Annotated in this window: 13 protein-coding genes and 5 tRNA genes; 4 read left to right on the forward strand and 14 right to left on the reverse strand. The window is 50.8% G+C overall.

The window, feature by feature from the left end; translation table 11 throughout:
* Window positions 1-140: 140 nt before the first annotated feature.
* A complete protein-coding gene (locus DW826_RS06710; RefSeq protein WP_117552371.1) occupies window positions 141-1613 on the reverse strand; it encodes a 4Fe-4S dicluster domain-containing protein in 1473 nt (490 codons plus the stop codon).
* Window positions 1614-2223: 610 nt separating this feature from the next.
* Between DW826_RS06710 and DW826_RS06715 the strand changes: the two genes are divergently transcribed.
* The 3 genes from DW826_RS06715 (at window position 2224) to DW826_RS06725 (ending at window position 5141) form a co-directional block, all read left to right on the forward strand.
* Window positions 2224-3303, forward strand: a complete 1080-nt coding sequence (locus DW826_RS06715) for an ABC transporter substrate-binding protein (protein ID WP_117552372.1) — start codon at window positions 2224-2226, stop codon at window positions 3301-3303.
* A gap of 397 nt (window positions 3304-3700) precedes the next feature.
* Window positions 3701-4474 carry an ABC transporter permease subunit gene (locus DW826_RS06720; RefSeq protein WP_117515571.1) on the forward strand — a complete coding sequence of 258 codons (774 nt, stop codon included), beginning with the start codon at window positions 3701-3703 and terminating at the stop codon, window positions 4472-4474.
* Window positions 4458-5141, forward strand: a complete 684-nt coding sequence (locus DW826_RS06725; RefSeq protein ID WP_117552373.1) for an ATP-binding cassette domain-containing protein — start codon at window positions 4458-4460, stop codon at window positions 5139-5141. Before DW826_RS06720 ends, DW826_RS06725 begins: the two co-directional genes overlap by 17 nt.
* 242 nt (window positions 5142-5383) lie before the next feature.
* Here DW826_RS06725 and DW826_RS06730 read toward each other — a convergent pair whose 3' ends face one another.
* The gene (locus DW826_RS06730; RefSeq protein WP_117515577.1) at window positions 5384-6715 is read right to left on the reverse strand and encodes an MATE family efflux transporter; all 1332 of its coding nucleotides are present in this window, start codon (window positions 6713-6715) and stop codon (window positions 5384-5386) included.
* A 164-nt stretch (window positions 6716-6879) separates the two neighbouring features.
* On the opposite strand from DW826_RS06730, the gene DW826_RS06735 reads away from it, so the two are divergent.
* A tRNA-Gly gene (locus DW826_RS06735) sits at window positions 6880-6951 on the forward strand.
* A gap of 165 nt (window positions 6952-7116) precedes the next feature.
* On the opposite strand, the gene DW826_RS06740 is transcribed toward DW826_RS06735, so the two are convergent.
* From DW826_RS06740 to tilS, 12 genes are all read right to left on the reverse strand, one after another.
* Complete coding sequence (locus DW826_RS06740; RefSeq protein WP_117515579.1) at window positions 7117-8901, reverse strand: VanW family protein; 1785 nt, start codon at window positions 8899-8901, stop codon at window positions 7117-7119.
* A 198-nt stretch (window positions 8902-9099) separates the two neighbouring features.
* On the reverse strand, window positions 9100-9663 hold the full coding sequence (locus DW826_RS06745) for a manganese efflux pump MntP family protein (RefSeq protein ID WP_117552374.1): 564 nt from the start codon (window positions 9661-9663) through the stop codon (window positions 9100-9102).
* Between the two features lie 219 nt (window positions 9664-9882).
* A tRNA-Leu gene (locus DW826_RS06750) sits at window positions 9883-9962 on the reverse strand.
* Between the two features lie 112 nt (window positions 9963-10074).
* On the reverse strand, window positions 10075-11331 hold the full coding sequence (locus DW826_RS06755) for an ATP-binding protein (RefSeq protein ID WP_117504280.1): 1257 nt from the start codon (window positions 11329-11331) through the stop codon (window positions 10075-10077).
* Window positions 11332-11493: 162 nt separating this feature from the next.
* Window positions 11494-13266, reverse strand: coding sequence for a bifunctional homocysteine S-methyltransferase/methylenetetrahydrofolate reductase (locus DW826_RS06760; RefSeq protein ID WP_117552375.1), 1773 nt, complete (start codon window positions 13264-13266; stop codon window positions 11494-11496).
* Between the two features lie 113 nt (window positions 13267-13379).
* Window positions 13380-13450, reverse strand: a tRNA-Gly gene (locus tag DW826_RS06765).
* 159 nt (window positions 13451-13609) lie between these two features.
* Window positions 13610-13682: transfer RNA gene (locus DW826_RS06770), tRNA-Phe, on the reverse strand.
* 225 nt (window positions 13683-13907) lie between these two features.
* Window positions 13908-13989: transfer RNA gene (locus tag DW826_RS06775), tRNA-Tyr, on the reverse strand.
* Between the two features lie 46 nt (window positions 13990-14035).
* Window positions 14036-16117, reverse strand: coding sequence for a glycoside hydrolase family 13 protein (locus DW826_RS06780; RefSeq protein ID WP_181968011.1), 2082 nt, complete (start codon window positions 16115-16117; stop codon window positions 14036-14038).
* A 586-nt stretch (window positions 16118-16703) separates the two neighbouring features.
* Window positions 16704-18548, reverse strand: a complete 1845-nt coding sequence (gene ftsH / locus DW826_RS06785; protein ID WP_207659885.1) for an ATP-dependent zinc metalloprotease FtsH — start codon at window positions 18546-18548, stop codon at window positions 16704-16706.
* 14 nt (window positions 18549-18562) lie between these two features.
* Entirely contained in the window at window positions 18563-19090 is a 528-nt protein-coding gene (hpt, locus tag DW826_RS06790; protein ID WP_015552347.1) for a hypoxanthine phosphoribosyltransferase, read from the reverse strand.
* On the reverse strand, window positions 19083-20717 hold the full coding sequence (tilS, locus tag DW826_RS06795) for a tRNA lysidine(34) synthetase TilS (protein WP_117552377.1): 1635 nt from the start codon (window positions 20715-20717) through the stop codon (window positions 19083-19085). Before tilS ends, hpt begins: the two co-directional genes overlap by 8 nt.
* Window positions 20718-20744: the final 27 nt, after the last annotated feature.

Consider the following 20744-nt stretch of genomic DNA (forward strand, 5'->3'; position numbering starts at 1 on the left):
ACACCCCCCGGATCCATGACATCAAAACAGCATATACCTTCCAGAAATTCTCCAGAAAATACATGCTGTTCTTTTGTTCACAGATGTCCGCCAGCCTCAGCCAGACACCCTGCCATATTCATATGTTATGTAAACCTACATTAAGCCTCCGGCTTCTCGTAGCTGCGATGCATAGAGAAGGAATCCATATCGTAATTCTTTAAGTTCTCCCATACTCCGCGGTCGTCTGCCTTCGCAATCACAGCGTCACGGTCTTTCTTGAATGCCATCTCCTGTTTCATGTTGCTCGGTCCGCCTACGCAGCCGCCCTGGCACATCATACCCTCAATGAAGTCTTCCGGAAGTCTGCCGACCTTGAGAAGAAGAAGGGCTTTCTTAACCTCAGCCGCACCGCTGCAGCGCGCAACCTTAACATCTGCGCTCTCGCCTCTTTCCTTGAAGCACTCGATCACTGCGTTTGTCACGCCGCCGCCATTGCCAAAGCGTTTTCCGAAGACACTGCCTTCCTGCTTTGTCTCCTCAGCCGGCTCAAGCTCAACTTCTTTTCCGCGCAGCATTTCGATGGCCTCACCGAAGGTCAGAACATAATCCGCATTGTTCTCGATGGACTTGTCAGCCGCCTCAGACTTCTTTGCCATACACGGTCCGATAAATACGGTAACTGTCTCCGGATCGATCGCTTTTAACATTCTGGATACCGCGCACATCGGGGATACCGTTGTGGACATATTATCGATCAGAGTCGGGTAGTGTTTCTTGATCATATTTACAAATGCCGGACAGCAGGAGGTCGTCATCTTCTTGCCTTCCTTAAATGCCTCTGCCCATTCCATTGCCTCGTAAGCTGCTGTCATATCAGCACCGGCAGCAACCTCTACCATATCGGCAAAGCCAACCTTCTTTAATGCAGTACGCCAGCTCTCCATTGTGATATCCTGGCCGAACTCACCTTCAGCAGCCGGAGCAACCATGGCAACGACCTTCTTGCCGGCCTTGATCGCCTCGATCACCTGTACAACATATACCTTGGAGGAAATTGCACCGAACGGGCAGCTTCTTACGCAGGCACCGCACTGGATACATTTCTTTTCATCGATCTGGCAGATTCCGGTCTCCGGATCCATTGTGATCGCATCTACCGGACATGCACGGCGGCACGGACGGATCAGCTCAGCGATCGCATTGTACGGACATGACTGAGCACAGCGTCCGCACTCTTTACAGACACTCGGATCGATATGGGCACGGTCGCGGCCGATCGAGATCGCACCAAAGTTACATGCGTTCTGACAGGCTTTACCCATACATTTCTGACAGTTATCGGTTACAACGAATCTTGTGATCGGACACTCCTCACATGCAGAAGAGATAACCTGAATGATATTGTCGCTCTGTTTGTCACTCGGACATTTTCCCTCCACGAGACGGATTCTCTGACGGATGATCTCTCTCTCCTTGTATACACAGCAGCGGAACTGTGCCTTTGGACCCGGGATCAGTTTGAACGGGATATTGTCTCTCTCTTCCTCGAGTCTGCCCTCAAAAGCCAGCCTGGAAACTGTGCGCAGCACGTTATACTTGATCTTAAGCAGTGCCTCATCGTTGGTTTTCATACCATTTCCTCCTAAATTTTGAATCCTCTATCTTACCTTAATTTTTAATGTTTTCGCATCATATTATCGCATATCCCCCTTTGCAAAGCAAGTCGGAAATTGTATATAATCCAACGCATTCCGGGGAAAAACCTTATTTTCTTAAATTGTATACAATAAAGTACAGGCAGCGAAATTTCTTGTATTTTCCTGGGTTTTTCTGTCTTTCTGTGTCGGATATTTGTTCGCAGTATGCGGCTGTCCAGCACCGCTTTCTTTGTCTCTTTTTTTCACAAAGTCAGGTTCCGGTTCCGCCTCTTTCCCGCCACTCCGTTTCCGATTATTTTCGGTTTGGCATATGCAGCCTTCGCCTTTAAAACATGTTTTCCCCCAGTCTCATGTTGGATTGACATTCCTAACTCCCCATGATATATTCTATTTAGTTCGGTCGTGCTAACCCCAAAGGTCAACTGTCCTGAGGGAAAAGACGAAAAGAATCTGATACGGGAATATCTGTCATATTCAGGATCCCCGGTATGCTCTTTTCGTGTGCATACCGGGGATTTATCATTCACGCAGACAGTGGGACAAGACCCGTGTCTGTCAGATTTTTTTCAGGAGGAACTAAGTTATGAGAAAAATGTTATCCGTCATGATGGCTGCCGCGATCGCGGGATCTCTCCTTGCAGGCTGCTCATCATCCAAAATCGAAACAACAGCTGCCGCTTCTTCCGCGGAGGAGACAACGACTGCCGCTGAGGAGACCACAACGGAAGCCGCTTCCGAGTCCGCTGCCGAAAACACCGGTGATGAGACCGTTGTCCGTGTCGGCGGTTTAAAGGGTCCGACCACCATGGGACTTGTAAAGCTCATGGACGAGGCCGCAAACGGGGAGTCCGAGAACAGCTACGAATTCACTATGGTCACCGCGGCTGACGAGATGACCGCCATGGTCGCAGGCGGAAAAGTCGATATCGCCCTGCTTCCGGCGAACGTCGCAAGCGTTCTCTACAATAAGACAAACAAAAATATCTCCGTGATCGATATCAACACTCTCGGCGTTCTCTACTTCGTATCTGCCGACAGCTCCGTGACAACGATTGATCAGTTAAAGGGAAAGACCGTATATCTTCCGGGAAAGGGAACTACTCCGGAATACGCACTCCGCTATGTGCTCTCCGCCGCAGGACTCGGAGAGGATGATGTAACTCTTGAATTCAAGTCCGAGGCATCTGAGGTTGCTTCCGTCCTCGCTGAGGATCCGAACGCCATCGGTCTTCTTCCGCAGCCATTCGTAACTGCCGCTCTCGCCCAGAACGAAAAGCTCTCCATCATCATGGACCTCACAAAAGAGTGGGATAATGTCCAGGGCGAAGGTTCCGGAAGCCGTCTTGTAACAGGTGTTACCATTGTAAACAATGATTTCTTAAAGGAGCACGAGGATCTCGTCGATACATTCTTACAGGAACATGAGGCATCCATCGCCTTCACCGCGGAGGATCCGGATGCCGCAGCCGAGCTCATCGCAAAGGCTGAGATCGTCGCAAAGGCTCCGATCGCGAAAAAAGCGCTTCCGTACTGCAACATCACCTTTATCTCCGGTGATGAGATGAAAACAGCACTTTCCGGTTACCTTCAGGCTCTGTACGACCAGAACCCGGCCTCCGTCGGCGGTGAGCTGTCGGATGATGGATTCTACTATGTAAAGTAATTGTGACTGCGAAAGTTCTTAACAGTTACAAGCATTCATGCCGACTGTGAAAAACGAGGTATGGCTGGCAAAACAGTCATACCTCATTTCTATATCGCCGTTTATTCTCACGGAATTTAGTTTACATAAGTCAGTTTAATTGCTTGAGCCATGAGAAATATCTGTCATAATTTGTAACTGTTCAGTAGGTCTGCGCACTTGCTGCGCTGACCGTAAGAAAACATAGGCTGGAAGGCAAAAATCCCATCAGCGAAGCTGATCTGGAATGGATTTTTGCACGTAACTATGAAGGCACTGAATAGTTACTATAATTTTATTATTACGATTACATGCAGAAATTCAACCGCTGGAAAACAGCATTGATTTTTATTACACTTTATGAAAGGAGACAGCCGCCATGGATCATCGTTTTTCCAGATTTCTCCGCAGGCTCTCGATCATCCTGTTCTGGATCGTCCTCTGGCAGACCGCAGCCTCCCTGATCCGGAATCATATTTTCCTTGTGGGACCTGTCGATACGCTGCGGGCGCTCTGTGAGCAGATCCTACTCCCGGATTTCTGGTCCGCCATCGCGTTTTCTTTCTGGCGGATCAGCATCGGATTCTTTCTGGCGTTTTTTCTTGGACTTTTCACCGGTTCTCTGGCGTACCGTTTTCCCATCGTGGACGAATTCTTAGAGCCGCCGGTGCAGCTCATGAAGACGGTTCCCGTCGCGTCCTTCGTGATCCTGGCGCTGATCTGGACCGGCTCTAAAAACCTCTCCGTCTTTATCTCGTTCCTCGTGGTCTATCCCATGATTCATGTGAACACGAAAGCCGGGCTGATATCCGCGGACCGGGAGCTTTTAGAGATGGCGGAAGTCTTCCACGTCCCGTTTATCCGCCGGGCGTTCTATATCTACCGCACAGCACTCTACCCGTACTTAAAAAGTGCCTGCCGCACTGCCCTCGGCATGGGATTTAAGTCAGGGATCGCTGCCGAAGTCATCGGTGTGCCGGACGGTTCCATCGGCGAGGGGCTGTATCTCGCGAAGATCTATCTGAGCACCGCAGAACTCTTCGCGTGGACGGTCGTCATCATTCTTGTGAGCAGTCTGTTTGAGAAAGGATTTCTGTGGATCCTCAGGAAATGTGCCGGAAAGGGGGCCGATATGAATGAGTCCGATAAATAAAAAAAACGACACTGCTCTCGCGCTCCGCTCCGTCACCAAATCCTACGACGGGCAGCCGGTTCTCTCCGATCTCTCCCTGGAATTTTCCTTCGGAACTTTTTACTGTCTGATGGCACCATCCGGAAACGGAAAGACTACAATGTTCCGTCTGATCCTCGGACTTGAAAAGCCGGATTCCGGTGTGATCCTGTTCGGTACATCAGCAGGGGATACCGGCAATAACGATATAAAAGCATCTTCCGGCATGGTATCAAAATCTGATCCTTGCAGGATCCGGGGAATGCGTCCCCTGATCTCCGCAGTTTTTCAGGAAAACCGTCTTCTGGAAGGCTATACCGCCATTGAAAACCTCCGCTTCGCTCTTGGAAAGCGATATTCCAGCGAAGCTCTGACCGCATACCTGCTCCGTCTTCTCCCGGAAGACGCCCTGAATAAGCCTGTCTGTGAATTTTCCGGCGGCATGAAGAGGCGTGTCACGATCCTGCGCGCGATCCTCGCACCGTCTGAGATCATTCTCATGGATGAGCCTTTTACCGGACTGGACGCCGATACAAGGCAGCTCACGATCGACATGGTCAAAGAGCTCTGCGCCGGAAAGCTCCTGATCATTGCTACCCATTCGGAGGACGCCGCAGAGCTTCTGGGGGCGAAGATCATTCACTTATAAGCCGGAAAACCATTTCAACTGGCTTCTAACTTCTCAACCATATCATCCAATCTGCCAGTCTTTAACCACTATATATGAAAAAGAATGTGCCTCGCGTGATCGCTTGCGACAATCTACATCTTCGCGCGAGTGCGCATCATTTTAAAAAGCGTTCTCCTGTCCGGTCATCTCATCAACAGATATCCCTCAGGAAAACGCTTCTCTATTATTTACGCACTGTGCAGACAGTAACAGATTTCTCTCTATCTCGCCCCTAACAGCTTATCTATCTTCCTCATATGGAGGAAGTAGACCACGAACATTGAACATCCCGTAAACAGCCAGGACGCCACATACACATTCATCAACATATCATAAGTCGTGAACATGCGGAATATCGTTGTGAGCCAGATCAGTCGGAATACGACTGTGCCGAGAATCGTGATGACGGATGGCTCCAGGGACTTTCCAGTTCCTCGCAGGCAGGAACTGGCAACCTCATATGTCGCAGTTAAACCTTCCAAGGCACACACACGATCCATTCGTATGATCCCGTATGCCGCCACCGCAGCGCTCGTCGTATAGATGCTGACGAAAAAATCTTCCCACACGATAAAGATCACGCTGAGGATCTCCGTAAATCCGAATCCAAAGAGCAGGCAGAGCCAGAAGATCTTTCTGCATCTCTTCATGTTGCCCGCACCAAAATTCTGACTTGTAAATGTAACCGCCGCCTGGGCAAATGCACCTGCAATATCATATGTAAAATACTCAAAATTCAGCGCCAGGGATGAACCCGCGATGGCCGCCTCACCGAACATGTTGATCCCACTCTGGATAAACACGTTGGAAACAGAAAAGATCGCACCCTGAATTCCTGCCGGGATACCGATCGCCAGCACCTTTTTCAGCTCATTTGTATCGATCCGCATCCTGTCAAACCAGAAGCTGAACTCATCATTCCTGCGGTACAGATGGGAGATAATGAGGAATGTGCTGACCACGTTGGAGATCACCGTGGCGATGGCAACGCCCGCAACTCCCAGATGGAATCCGATCACAAGGAGCAGGTTTAAAATTACATTCAGCACGCCGGACACGATAAGGTAGTACATCGGTCTCCTCGTATCACCGTAGCTTCTGACAATGGCAGCACCAAAGTTGTACGCGACCATAAACGGAATTCCCACAAAATAGATCCTGATATATAAGAGTGCCTGATCCAGCACTGTCTCCGGCGTTCCGGATGCCACAAGGACCATTCTTGCCACCAGCATTCCGATCACGAGAAGCGCAATTCCGAGAACCGCACCGAAGGTCAGGATCGTGTGGACCATGCTGTTGATCTTACCGCGGTTCTTCTGACCAATAAGGTTCGCCAGAGCTGCATTCGGTCCCACAGAAAGTCCTACGATCAGGTTCACGAAAATTCCAACCAGTGCCACACAGCTTCCCACGGCCGCCAGCGCCTGTTCCCCCGCGAATCTTCCCACAACGGCAACGTCCGCTGAATTAAACAGCTGCTGCAAAATACTGCTGAACGCTAACGGTATCGAAAACAGGATCAGTTTTCCTGCCAGTCCTCCGTTTAACATATCCATTTCCTTTGATCTTACTGATGTTTCCAATGTTTTTTCCTCTCTTTTACTTCCATGTGCTGACCTGACCAGTAAATTTTTTCATATCCTCCACAGTATACCACACTTTTCTTATCTTGACACTTCAAAAGATCCATGCTATCATGATGGTAACCTGATACGCACGAGTGGCTCAGTGGTGGAGTATCGCCTTGCCAAGGCGAGGGTCGCGGGTTCGAATCCCGTCTCGTGCTTTTACAAAAATGAAAGAAAAGAGGTATCCTTTGGGACACCTCTTTTCTTTCGTTTACGCTCCGCGACGTCTCGTTCTCTCACACTAAATCAAAACGCACATCTTCTTTCTCCCATATGATTAAGGTAATTGAAAGCATGATGTGCGTTTTCTTTATTCTCTCTATTTAATTTCCCGGAAATCCTGCAATATTTCCAACCGCTTCCGTTGTAGCCGCTGCTGTTGTTTCATCACCCGGGCCGTTTGGTGCGGCTGCCGTCGTTGCTTCTGTCGCCGGTGCAGCCGTCGTCGCAGCCTCAGTCGCTGCCGCTGTCGTCGATGCAGCCGTTGTCTCACTGTGTGTGCCCTTCGTCTCAGATCCACCGGTGGATGCCGCTGTTGTCGATGTGCCGGAAGAACCGGCTGCGGTTGTCGCAGCGGCAGAGCTCTCCGGCGCGACGCTCTCGCCCGGAACGTATCCGTCCGGCATTCCGTCTACGGCTGCGGCGGACGTGGACTCAACGGCCGTCGTCTCATCCGGTGAAACCTTCACGGTTCCCGTATTTCTGCGGATCACAGCTGCGTGTCCCTTGTAGGTTTTCGCGTGATCTTCTGTCTTCTCGATAACGGTTCCGTTCTTTGAAACGATCTTATAGGTAACCCAGCGGCTGCCGTTCGTCGCTGCCTTCTGTGTCACCTCGGTGCCCGGATCCAGCGTCGGGTCTTCCACATAGGTCGGCTCCGGCGGCGGAAGCTCATCCGTCTTCTCAGACTCCAGACTCCAGGTGATTCCATCTTCCAGAACCGGTACTCCGTAGAAGGAGACTGTCATCTTCCGGTTGCTGTAGTTCGCGCGGATACCGATGGCCGCCTTTGATGTATTGATAAACCGGAAATCCGGAATATCCCAGCTGATGGCCGCATCCTGTCCCGGAGTTACATAGTTCGGCTCAAAGGTATGAGATCTTCGGAACGTGATCTGCATACCGGACTGAAATGCCACACGGTACATCGTGGAAGATACCTGGCAGACACCACCGCCCGGTTCCTGTACGACCTCGCCTCCACTGTAGGCAGCCGCTTCCTGATATCCCTTTTCCGCCGTGCGCTGTCCTACAACCTTATTAAAGGAAAATTCCTCACCCGGCTGCACGATGGTTCCGTTGATGGCTCTGGCCGCAAGCTTTACGTTTGTATTTCTTTTCTCGTTGGCGGTAGTCTCCGTCGTAAACGTAGAAAGAGTCTTATACTGCTCCTTCGCGTTTGCTGCGGAAAGCTCCGGCTGGCTCTCATCGACCTCAGCCTGGATCACAGCGTCATAATTGCCGCTTGTAGCCGCCTCCACAAGATCCTTTATAAGCTTCTCCTGGTTCACAGCCTTGCCCGGAGTTCCGTCCGCAAACAGGAACTTATCTGTCGCAGCGTCATACTCGGAGATAGAACCGTTCTTTGCCTTCACATCCCACTTCGCCGCCGCGTCCGCCGCTGCCTCTGCCGCAGCGGACTGCAGATCCTCGGAGTCTTCAACCGCGAAGGTGTACTCTCCCTCTGCCTTTCCCGTGCAGATTCCATCTAAAAATGCGTCAAGATCAGTGTCGATCAGGTTCTCCGCGTCGATACTCTCCCCGTTGTAGGTGATCGTCACCTTCCACGGATATTCTTTTTCAATAGCGGCCTTCGCCTCACTTCTCGTCATTCCCTTTAAGGAAATTCCATTTACACTGATATCGGAGGCCTGGAATGTGGATTCCTCGATGGCACTGGACTCCGTCTCTTTTCCATGGCTCTTTCCGCCGGAAAAGAGACGGATCACGCCCGCGATCAGCACGATGCAGATCACCGCACTGCCGATCATGATCCGCCGTCTTATAATGCGCTTTCTCTTCCTGCGCTGCGCCCGGATCCATGCCGGGGAATGCTGGCGGTAATCATCCCGATATTCTCTCTGTCTGTTTGTGTTTCTCTTTTCCATATTTTTTCAACTTTCCGGAAAATTAGAATCGTTTTCCATGCTTATGTCAACATAGTTACAGGGTCCGCATCAAATGACGCTGAACCCTGATGTATACAATGCTCATCGTACACTGCTGTACGCTTCTCGGATACTCACTCATTATATCGGTCTGTCAAACCATTGTCAAGAATCCCGGAGGTCTATTTGTATCTCATATTATCCGAGGAATCCCAGATGCTCCAGCAGGATCTTGATCCCCATGAGTATCAGGATCACTCCGCCGGCCAACTCCGCCCTCGACTTATATTTCATCCCAAATACATTACCGGCCTTTACCCCGATTGCTGACAGGACAAACGTCGTACAGCCGATAAAGGTCACCGCCCAGACGATATTTACATGGAGAAATGCAAAGGTGACTCCCACCGCGAGGGCGTCAATACTCGTCGCAACCGCCAGCGCCAGCATAGTCTTCACATCAAAGCTCGCACTGACCTCTTCCTCTTCGTCCTCCCTGGATTCTTTGATCATGCTTGATCCAATGATCCCGAGAAGCACAAAGGCGATCCAGTGGTCGATCTGGGTGATCATGGATTCAAACTGGCTTCCCAGAAGATAGCCAAGTGCCGGCATCAGCGCCTGAAATCCGCCAAAATAAGCGCCGCAGAGCAACGCATGCTTCGGTTCCATTTTCGTCACCGACAAGCCCTTACAGACAGACACCGCGAAGGCGTCCATCGACAGCCCCACAGCCAGGATAAACAATTCCAGAAGCCCCATAGATCATTTCCTCCAAATTTTATTTCTTGTTGATCTTCCCACCAGTAAGAGGCCCGCAAATGCATAAAAAAAGAGACCCCCTCTGTCTTTTCCCGACAGATAAGTCTCATCATTTAAAGTAAAACCAGGATCATTTCCAGTATGTTGGCCTTACTGCGCCAGTGGCGCCGACTACTCCCCTATTCTGGTAGTTATTCGATTCGTAATTCTAAAGAAGAATGCGGATGAAGGGATTTGAACCCCCACGGTTGCCCGCCAGCTCCTAAGGCTGGTGCGTCTGCCAGTTCCGCCACATCCGCATGATCTCCGATAGAATCTCATTATAGCGTGTTTGAAAAGAATTGTCAATTACGCTTTTGTTTAATTTTCCGCGCAAGTTTCCCACAGACTGCCGCCCTGAACTATCCTTATCTACCGCGGCATTTTCTTCTCTTCCTCATCATAGTCATCAAGAAAATTATACGTCCAGTCTCCCTTGTGATAGCCGATGACCGTTTTTAAATTAATATTGTGGACACTGTTGAAGATGTTCATGTCGATGGTGTCGCAGCGCTTCCTGAGTTCCGCGATCAGTTCCTTCATCTCGTCGCGCTTCGATCCCTTTTCTCCGCCGCAGGTCGCACAGCGCTCGGTGAAACGGCAGGCGCACTGGATAAAGTGAAGGTTGTTGTAATCCCTCCAGGCCTTGATGTCCGCCTCGCGGACCATGTACATCGGGCGGATCAGCTCCATGCCCTCAAAATTCTTGCTGTGGAGCTTCGGCATCATCGTCTCGACTTTTCCGCTGTACAGCATGCCCATGAGCGTCGTCTCGATCACATCATCGAAATGATGCCCCAAGGCGATCTTGTTGCAGCCGAGCTCCTTCGCATGGGAGTAAAGGTAACCGCGGCGCATTCTCGCACAGAGATAGCACGGGCTCTTATCCACGTCAGCGACAATGTTGAAGATATCGCTCTCAAACACGTTGATCGGGATGCCGAGAAGCTTCGCGTTGTTTAAGATGATATTCCAGTTGTCCTCGTTGTAGCCCGGATTCATCACAAGGAACACAAGGTCGAATTTTACCTTGCCGTGAAGCTGCAGCTCCTGTAAAAGCTTCGCCATCAGCATCGAGTCTTTTCCTCCGGAAATGCAGACCGCGATCTTATCGCCTTCCTTAATTAATTCGTAGTCATGGACTCCCTTTGTGAAGCGTCTCCAGATGGACTTGCGGTATTTCGTGATGATGCTGCGCTCGATGGCTTTCGTCCGCTCTGTGACCTCTTCCTCGTTCATGACCATCATGGACAGGGACAGGCGCAGGAAGGAACGGTATCCGCCCTCCACGCTTCCGGCATCAAAGCCCGCATCGCTCATAAGCTCTGCAACGTAAAGACTCTTATTTCCGGTGTGACAGAGTACCCATACCGGCTTGTCCTTCGGGATCGCCGCGAGAAGCTTTCCCACATTCACGCCCTCTTCCCAGGCTTTTCCATCGCCGATGGTGCCGGATTCCAGATCTGCCTCTTCCGGATTCTCCAGATATTCCACCAGCTTGTCCTCCGGGATATTTAAGGCGGCGTCCATGGACCCCTTTTTGTATTCCTCCGCCGGACGGATGTCAATGATCGTCCGGTCAAAGGTTCTTCCATTGATCAGCTCTGCGGCTGTAATCGTTTTAATCATTTTTTTCTGTTCTCCGTTTACGGCCGTCTCCGGGGGCCGGGGTGCCGTCACTGTTTCTATAGGAAGAAAATCCCTGTATTTTCAAGGGATTTCCGATTTTATACAACGGTTGACATGATAACACAAGGAAAAAAAGCTGTCAATCTGTATCTTTGCAGTTCTTTATTTTCCCATAATGTCCTGTAACATGTATACACGGTTGAACGGGAATGAGAAATAATATCCGTCCGCGAAGTCTTCCACCATCTTCATAACTTCCTTCGCGAGCTGGATTCCCGCTGCCTCGCCTTCCTTGCGGTTCGCTTTCTCCGGGTATCTGGCAACGATCTCGTCCGTCACGTTGACGCCTGCGATCTCATTTTTCATAAACATGGCATTTTTTCTGCTGATCAGCGGCATGATCCCGCAGAGGATCTTCGCGCCCGTCTCCTCCTTGATCCGGCGCAGTCTCGCCGCGTCCTCCTTCGTGAATACCGGCTGGGTCAGGAAGAACTCCGCGCCCTCTTCCATCTTTTTCTTCACACGTCCGATCTCCACATCCAGATTCTTTCTTCCCTGGTTGATGGCGCCGCCGTAGCACAGTGGATTCTTCGCGAAGACATCCTCATTCATCTCCTTTGCGATCTTCATGAGACCGGTGGAATCGGAGTTGAACACCGCCTTTACGGTCTGCCTCGCTGTGGACGGGATCGGATCTCCTGTAATAATTAAGAAGTTATGGATGTCATTGATGGCCGCTCCCAAAAACAGGGACCGCATAGCGATCGCATTCCGGTCACGGCAGCAGATATGTGGCATCACATTAAGGCCTGTGGCCTGGCGGACCTTGCTCGCCATGAGGACGGAATCGACTCTCGTGCGCCCGGACGGGGAATCCGGGAATGTGAGGACATCCACGCCCGCATTCTTTAAAAGATGGGCCGACTCCAAAAGCTTCTCATCATCCGCATCAAACGGCGGAGCAAGTTCTACCGCGATAAGCTTTTTCTGTTTTCTCTCTCCGTTTTCATCGTAGAGGAATCCATGTCTCTGGACATGTCCCGTCTGCTCCCCATTATCCGTCTCTGTATCCAGGACAATCTTGTTTAAGATTCCGTCCCATAAAGACATTTCTCCGATAAATTCCGGGGTCGTTCCACAACATCCGCCGAGAATATCTGCGCCGAGCGCCTGAAGTTCCTTCATCTTCTCCGCAAAGTATGCCGGTGTGTTGCCAAACTGGAGCTTATTTCTTGTCAGTGTCGGATATCCCGCATTCGGGATCGCAAGCAGGAACTTATCCCCAGGACGTCCTGCCTTTTCCAGGATCTGGCGCATATGGGCTGGACCTACGCCGCAGTTTAAGCCCACCGCATCGATCTCCGGAACAGCCGCCGCATCCGCTAACAGGCGCTTCGCGCTGAGTCCCGCCGCGCTGTAGCCGAACTGGTTTACAGAGAAGGAGACCATGATAAACATCTCATATTCCGCGCAGATCTTTTTGATCGCCGGGAGAATTCCGTCGAGGTCCGCGAATGTCTCAAAATCCAGAACTGTGACACCGCACTCCGCAAAGGTCTTCGCGATCTGATAATACTCGTCCGCCGCTGCCGCCGCGTCCTCCGCTCCATTCACCGGAATCGGGCCGATATCTCCCGCGATCCAGGCATCTCTCCCGTTTACCGCGTCTCTCGCGATCTCAACCGCCGCCTGAATGTTTTTCTCAACTTCCGCAAAATCCTCCTGCAGTGTTTCTGTGTTTGACGCAAAAGTATTTGTCCTGATAAATTTCGCTCCGGCATTCAGGTATTCTTCGTGGATCTTCTTTACCTTCTCCGGCGCAGTAATATTTGCCAGCTCTGGGATATCCTGGGTCTGGTATTTTGCGGCAAAATAGGTTCCGAAGGCGCCGTCGGTGATGAGGTTGGTGGTTTTCAGATATTCGCGTAAATTCATGTGCGTCCTCCTGTGGGGTATCAGCTTTTATGGGGTATTCTGACATTCTGACACAATTATTATATAGAAAAACCGGACCTCTGAGATTCAGAGATCCGGCAATTCATAAGAAGAGCGGGTGATGGGAATCGAACCCACGTATCCAGCTTGGAAGGCTGGTGTTCTACCATTGAACTACACCCGCGTATAAGTAATGAGAGGCAACTGATGACATCGAAAGTTTTCGTTGGGAGCTTGCTCACATAAGAAAAAATTTCTATGTCAGCAGTTATCGCCGTTGCAAACGGCGATTATGGAGCGAAGCTCCATAATACCTCGGAGTCATCCTCACCAGTACCTCTAATGCCCAAAGCTGGAATCGAACCAGCGACACGAGGATTTTCAGTCCTCTGCTCTACCAACTGAGCTATCTGGGCGCATAAATTTGGAAGCACAGAGGAAAGGTAATAAATTTACGAAGAAAATTCCGTTGAGAGCTTGCTCACATAAGGAATTTTATTTGGAAATTTATTCGTTGATTTGTATTTACAAATCAACGTACATCTCGGGGACGCAGTTCCCGAGATGGGCTTTCCGCAGCTCGCCAAGAACTGCTCATTCCAATCTGGGACTTTTCATTCCCTAACTTCCTGGATCAATAATGGGCGGAGGTGGATTCGAACCACCGAAGCAAGTTGCAGCAGATTTACAGTCTGTCCCCTTTGGCCACTCGGGAATCCGCCCATATCATTCTGACAATTCAAAATGATACCATACATTAATTCAAAAATCAAGCAGTTTTTTCATCATCCTGCCCAGAACTCCGCGCGATAAAGATCATCGCTCCATTTCCCGGAAGCTCCACTTCCATCACACCATCCACCACCGGGTATTTCAGGCTTCCTACATTGTAGCGCTTCGCGTCCGTGAGCATCACACGGACCATGGCATCTGCGGTCACCTCCGCTTCCCATACCGGGATCCGGACTCTCTGTGCATAGTCCTCGCTGTTCACCACGACGACTCCCTGCTCGTCTGCGTCGAACCTTCCGTAAGCGATCATGCCGTTCTCCGCCAACAGCGACTTAAACGCGCCCCGCCTGAACGCAGGAGTCCTGTTCCGAATCCCCGTCAGATACCGGTGGAATTCCGTGAGCTCCAGATCTTCCTTTCCCCACGGGAACGTTCTCCGGTTGTCCGGATCTGTCCAGCCGCAGACACCGGCCTCATCCCCGTAATAGATCGTCGGAGCCCCCGGCCATGTCATCTGGATCAGGGCGCCGGAGCGGAATGTTCCGTAATTGATGCCTTTTTCTGCGTTCTCAGCGTCCTCCGGCTTATAAAGCCGTCCCACCATGCGGTTCGTTCTCGTAAGGAATCTCGAGTGATCGTGGTTCGAAAGCTCATTCATCGCCGCGTATAGCGATCCCGTCTGCATCCGGCTCATATTGGAAAGCATGGAGCACATAAACGCCTGGCTGTTGTGGAGCAGGTGCTCATCCTTCCGCTCGCTGTGCTTCTCAAGGCCTGTGAGGAACCAGGAGATCGGCTCCATGAACGCATCGTAATTCATCACCGTGTCCCACTGATCCCCGGAAAGCCAGTCTGAAGCGTCCCCATAATGTTCCGCCAGGATCAGCGCGTCCGGGTTCACCTCCTTCACCGTCTTCCGGAAATCTCTCCAGAACCGGTGGTTCATCTCCGGTGAATGCCCGAGATCCGCCGCCACGTCAAGTCTCCAGCCATCGATGGAGTATGGCGGGGAGAGCCAGCGTTTCGCGATGTCCAGCACATACTGGTACAGCTTCTTGGATCCCTCGTAATTTAACTTCGGCAGCGTATTATGTCCCCACCAGCCTTCGTAGGAATCATTGTCCGGCCATCCGTCCTGATCTCCGAACAGGAAGAAATCCCGGTACGGACTGTCCGCTGTCAGGTAAGCCCCCGGCTCATACCCGCCGTCCTTCTCATAGATCTTCTCCCGGTCCATCCATTTATTGAAGGAACCGCAGTGGTTGAACACGCCGTCCAGGATAATCCGCATCCCCCTCTTATGGACCTCCTGCACAAAGCGGACAAAAAACTCATCGCTGGCCTCCAGATTTTCCCGGTCAGAGGTGCGCACGGAATACCGCTTCGCATTCCCGTTGTCTGACGCGTCTCCCGTCACAAGCCCGCCCTCATCCTTTACGATCACGCCGTAATGCGGATCGATATGCTCGTAATCCTGACAGTCGTACTTATGGTTCGACGGAGACACGAACACCGGACTCAGATAGAGGACCTCCACCTTCAGACTCTGAAGATAGTCTAACTTATCCCAGATCCCCTGAATATCACCGCCGTAAAACCGATCCACATCGAGAACCGAAAGCCGCTCATCCCATTTTTCCACCTTCGTCACCGGGAATCCGATGTAGACATACTCGTCCCCCAGAACATCGTTCGTCGGATCGCCGTTGTTAAACCGGTCCACGAAGATCTGGTACATCAGGGCACCCTTCGCCCATTCCGGTACATGGAATCCCGGTGTGATCACGAAAGGCGCATCCCTGCCGCCGGCCTCCAGAACGCCGAGACGATTGTAATGGCAGACCTCGCTCCCCTTTACCGCTTCAAAATCATATCGCAGCGGGGTCTCCCCCACTAAAATCTCTGTCTCATAGAAATCAAATCTTCCGATGGATTCCTTTTTCTTAAGCTCCAGCCGCCTGCCCTCTTCCCGGCTTACGGCATCCCGGACCACCGCATACACACGATCCACATCCCCGGCTTCAGTCCGGAACCTGATCGTTACCTGCTCCCCGCACTCCGGTTCTTCCGGGATGCGGTACTCTTTTGTCCCATCACTGAAAAGTGCCGCCTTCAACATATTTTGAATGGCCTCCCTTACTGATCTGAAACGGCTGCCCGGTCAGCACGCAGCCGTATGACTGATATCTGTTTTCATTTACTTCACTCACAAGTGTTATTATACAGGATTGCACACCTGTTTGCACGTTTTTTTCTGAAAATAGATAGACCCGAAAATAGAAAGACCTGAAACCAGCCGCTCTGAACTGCGGCAAAAATTTCAGGTCTTTTGTCTAAAAATGGACAGAAAGAAAGCCAGCGGGGGGAACCACTGGCCTTCTTCCGGAAAAGGTATTATGTCTCTTATGGGGTATAGCAAAAACTATATAATGTATTGGGGGGTTACGTGTAGTAATATAGCATAGGAATCCGGATAAGTGTGCACAAACATTTAAAAACATGAAAATATTTTTTGTTCATTCTGCCACTGGTCCATTTTTCTTTATGCATTTTTATCATTTCAAGCAAAAAATCGACGTTTGGCTGTATTTCTTTTGCACAAACGTCGATCTGCTTAAGTTTTTAAAGTTTTACTCAAAATGACCCGTCAAAGCATTTCTAAGTCTTTCTTTTTCTGCTGCCCAGGGAACCACCGACGCAGAAATTTATTCTGTTGCTGCAGACTTTTCCTCAGCACCTGTAAATAAACGGTCAAACTCCGCCTGACCGATCTTCTCTTTCTCGATCAGCAGCGCAGAACACTTATGGAGAATATCCTCATGCTCCAGAATGATCTGTTTCGCCTTCGCATAGCACTCGTCGATGATCCGCTTTACCTCGCTGTCGATATCGGAGGCAACACGCTCGCCGTAGGATCTCGTATGCGCAAGATCTCTTCCGATGAACACCTCGTCATCATCACTGCCATAGTTGATCATTCCAAGCTTCTCAGACATACCGTACTGGGTCACCATCGCCCGGGCGATCGCGGATGCCTGCTTGATGTCCTGGGAGGCACCGGTGGTCACATCGCCGAAGATGATCTCCTCAGCGATCCGTCCGCCAAGGGAAACCATGATGGTCTCTAACATCTTACTCTTCGTGTTGAACATCTCATCCTTCTCCGGAAGCGGCATCGTGTATCCAGCCGCGCCCATGCCGGTCGGGATGATGGAGATCGTGTGGACCGGACCGACATCCGGGAGTTCATGGAACAGGATCGCATGGCCCGTCTCATGGTAAGCCGTGATCTTCTTCTCCTTCTCGGAGATCACCTTGCTCTTCTTCTCCGCACCGATTCCGACCTTCACGAATGCCTGATCGATATCAGCCTGGAGAATATAGCGGCGGGACTGCTTTGCAGCGAGAATTGCCGCCTCATTTAAGAGGTTTTCCAGATCCGCACCGGTAAATCCGGCTGTGGTCTGTGCCACTCTTGTCAAATCTACATCGTCGCCCAGCGGCTTTTCTTTGGAGTGGACCTTTAAGATCTCCTCACGTCCGCGGATATCCGGTTTTCCGACTCCGACCTTCCGGTCAAAACGGCCCGGTCTCAAGATCGCCGGATCCAGAATATCTACACGGTTTGTTGCCGCCATAACGATAATTCCTTCATTGACGCCGAAACCGTCCATCTCAACGAGGAGCTGGTTTAAGGTCTGCTCGCGCTCATCATGTCCGCCGCCCATACCGGTACCGCGGCGTCTCGCAACGGCATCGATCTCGTCGATAAAGACGATGCACGGCGCGTTTTTCTTCGCATCCTCGAAAAGGTCGCGGACACGGGATGCGCCGACACCGACGAACATCTCTACGAAGTCCGATCCGGAAATGGAGAAGAACGGGACACCGGCCTCACCGGCAACCGCCTTCGCGAGAAGTGTCTTACCGGTTCCCGGAGGGCCCACAAGGATCACTCCCTTCGGGATCCTCGCGCCCACATCCGTATATTTCTTCGGATTCTTCAAGAAATCAACGATCTCTTCGAGTTCTTCCTTCTCCTCCTCAAGACCTGCGACCTTTGAGAAGTTCACGGAATTTGTCCGGCTCATCTTCGCGCGGCTCTTTCCAAAATTCATCATCTTGGAGTTTCCGCCGCCGCCACCGCCGAGTCTCGCGTTCATGAACATAAACATGAACATGATGACCACAGCGCTCAATGCTACCGGGATGATAACGGACATCAGGTAATTCTCCTGTGGAACATTCTCGACAATATAGTCGATAGAGTTTTCCTGGAGAAGTTTTTCTGCTTCTTTTACATCGGACACTGCGACAACTGCCCGGTCTCCGCTTTTCAGCAATATATCCAGGATTCCGGTCGGCGGCTGCTGGTTCTGATTGATGTCTACGGATTCGATGGTCTTATTCTCCACGGCCACCATGAATTCCTGGTGGGTCATCTCCTGGCTGAATAAGCTCCCCTGGCTCGTCAGGCTTGACGCGAATGTGATAAGCGCGATCACAAGCAGGACGAGACCGATTCCGCGGAACTGCTGGTTCTGTTTCAACTTGGGGTGCCTCCTTACTGCTGCTCCACAACGCCGATGAACGGAAGGTTGCGGTATTTCTGGTCATAATCGAGGCCATAGCCTACAACGAACTCATCCGGGATCGTAAAGCAGGTGTAATCAACTTTTACCTGTTTCTTTACGCGGCGCTCCGGCTTGTCAAGCAGAGTGCATAAGTGGATGGAGTTCGGATTTCTCTTGTGTAAAATATCGATAAGGTACGCAAGTGTGCGTCCGGAATCGATAATATCCTCCACGATCAGGACATTCTTTCCCTCAAGCGGCTGGTCCAGATCTTTGATGATCTTTACAACGCCGGAGGACTCTGTGCCGCTGCCGTAGCTGGACACGGACATAAAGTCCAGTGTAACCGGGACAGTCAGGCGCTTTGCAAGCTCACAGGTAAAGAATACACCGCCCTTTAAGATACAGATCAGATGAACCGCTTTTCCCTCATAGTCCTTGTTGATCTGCTCCGCGATCTCTTTGATCCGCCTGTCAACTTCTTCTTCATTTAATAATACACGAATTTTATCAGCCATGGTCTTCTCCTTTGCAATTCCAGATGCCTGCCTGTCTGCTGCCTTCCGGCTCTCCCCCACCAGGCAGGATCACCTCCGCCTCCAGGATGTGCTCAGTCTCATCTGTTATTTTATAATAATCACTGATTCGGTATCCGACTACCCATAATACATGGTCTCCATCTGCAAGGACCGGGATCCGGTCCCGCTCGTTTTCCGGGATCTTTTCATCGATCATATACCTGCGGAGCTTCTTTTTTCCACCCCCGGAAAGTGTGAGATAATCCCCATTTTTCCTGTATCTTATGGATAATCCAACGTTTATTTTATCATAGTCAAACCATTTCGTATACTGGTTTTTCGGAATTTCCAGCTCTTTTTCCCGGGGGATGGTATGGAGGCGGATGTGTGTTCCGTCCAGGTCCGGGATCTCATCCATACCCATTTCCGTTCTGATTTCTTTCCTCGATACCGCTTTCCTTTCCAATTTTGAATTCAGATCAGGCATTTGTGATGAATTTCTGCCTTCTTTTCGCAACACGATTTCCAATGTATCGTATCCACGCACCGCCTTGAGTCCATACGGCAGATCTGCAGTATGCCCACCGCCCGGACCAGAGAGATCCATTACGGAGTGGATATGGCGCTCCGTGATATCTTTCGCTTTTCCTGCGGCGTTTAGGATCATGCGGCGGACGATATATGTTCTCAGGATCTCGGGCTGGGTATCGAAAATGTCTGTGTTGATTTTTGTACACATTTTCATCTCATTTTCTGCCACTTTCGAGCTCTGACCTGTCCCAGACTCTTTTCCATCTGCTTCCCCCGCATTTTTGGAATTCGGCTGTTTCCCCTCTTCTCTTCTTTTTGAACAGCTTTCTTCCAGAATCCTCTCTGCTTCCATCTCAAAATATGCGTCTGCCTGCGCCGCAAACTCCGACACCGCCAGAATATGTTCTGCTGCCCGGCTGTTTATATTCTCTGTCACCCAGGGCAGAAGTTCGTTTCGGATCTTGTTCCGAGTGTAGTCATTTTCCTTATTTGTGGAGTCTTCGCACCAGGAAAGCTCCTGCTCATTCAAGTATCCCTCAATTTCTTTCCGTGAAACGCATAATAACGGCCGGATAATATTCTCCCGCACCGGCCGGATCCCGGAAAGTCCGGCAAGTCCGCTTCCCCGGAACAGATTCAAAAGCACCGTCTCCGCATCATCATCTTCATGATGTGCGACAGCGATCTTCGCGCATTGATACTTTTCCGCAGTCTCTCCCAAATGATGATATCTCAGGATCCGCCCCGCTTCTTCGCCCGATAAACCACGTTCCGCTGCATATTCTTCCACTTTCTCATGCGCCACGGTGAGCGGAATATTTAACCGCTCACAGAGTTCCATCACAAACTGCTCATCCCGGTCAGCCTCCGCTCCGCGGATCCCATGGTTCATATGAAATGCAAAGACTTTAATTCCAAGCTCCGCCGCCATCTCATGCAAAAGCAAAAGCAGGCAGACCGAGTCCGCGCCTCCAGATACTGCCGCCAGGACGCTGTCTCCCCGGTCTGTCATATGATTTTTCTTCATAAAGCTAAGAACTTTCTGCCGAAATCTGCCCGCTTTTACATCTGTTTTCACTGCTGTTTTTCCTGCCATTTTCTTCTCCGCTGTTTTTCCTGTAGT

It is taken from the genome of Clostridium sp. AM34-11AC, assembly GCF_003435375.1.
GTDB lineage: Bacteria > Bacillota > Clostridia > Lachnospirales > Lachnospiraceae > Pilosibacter > Pilosibacter fragilis.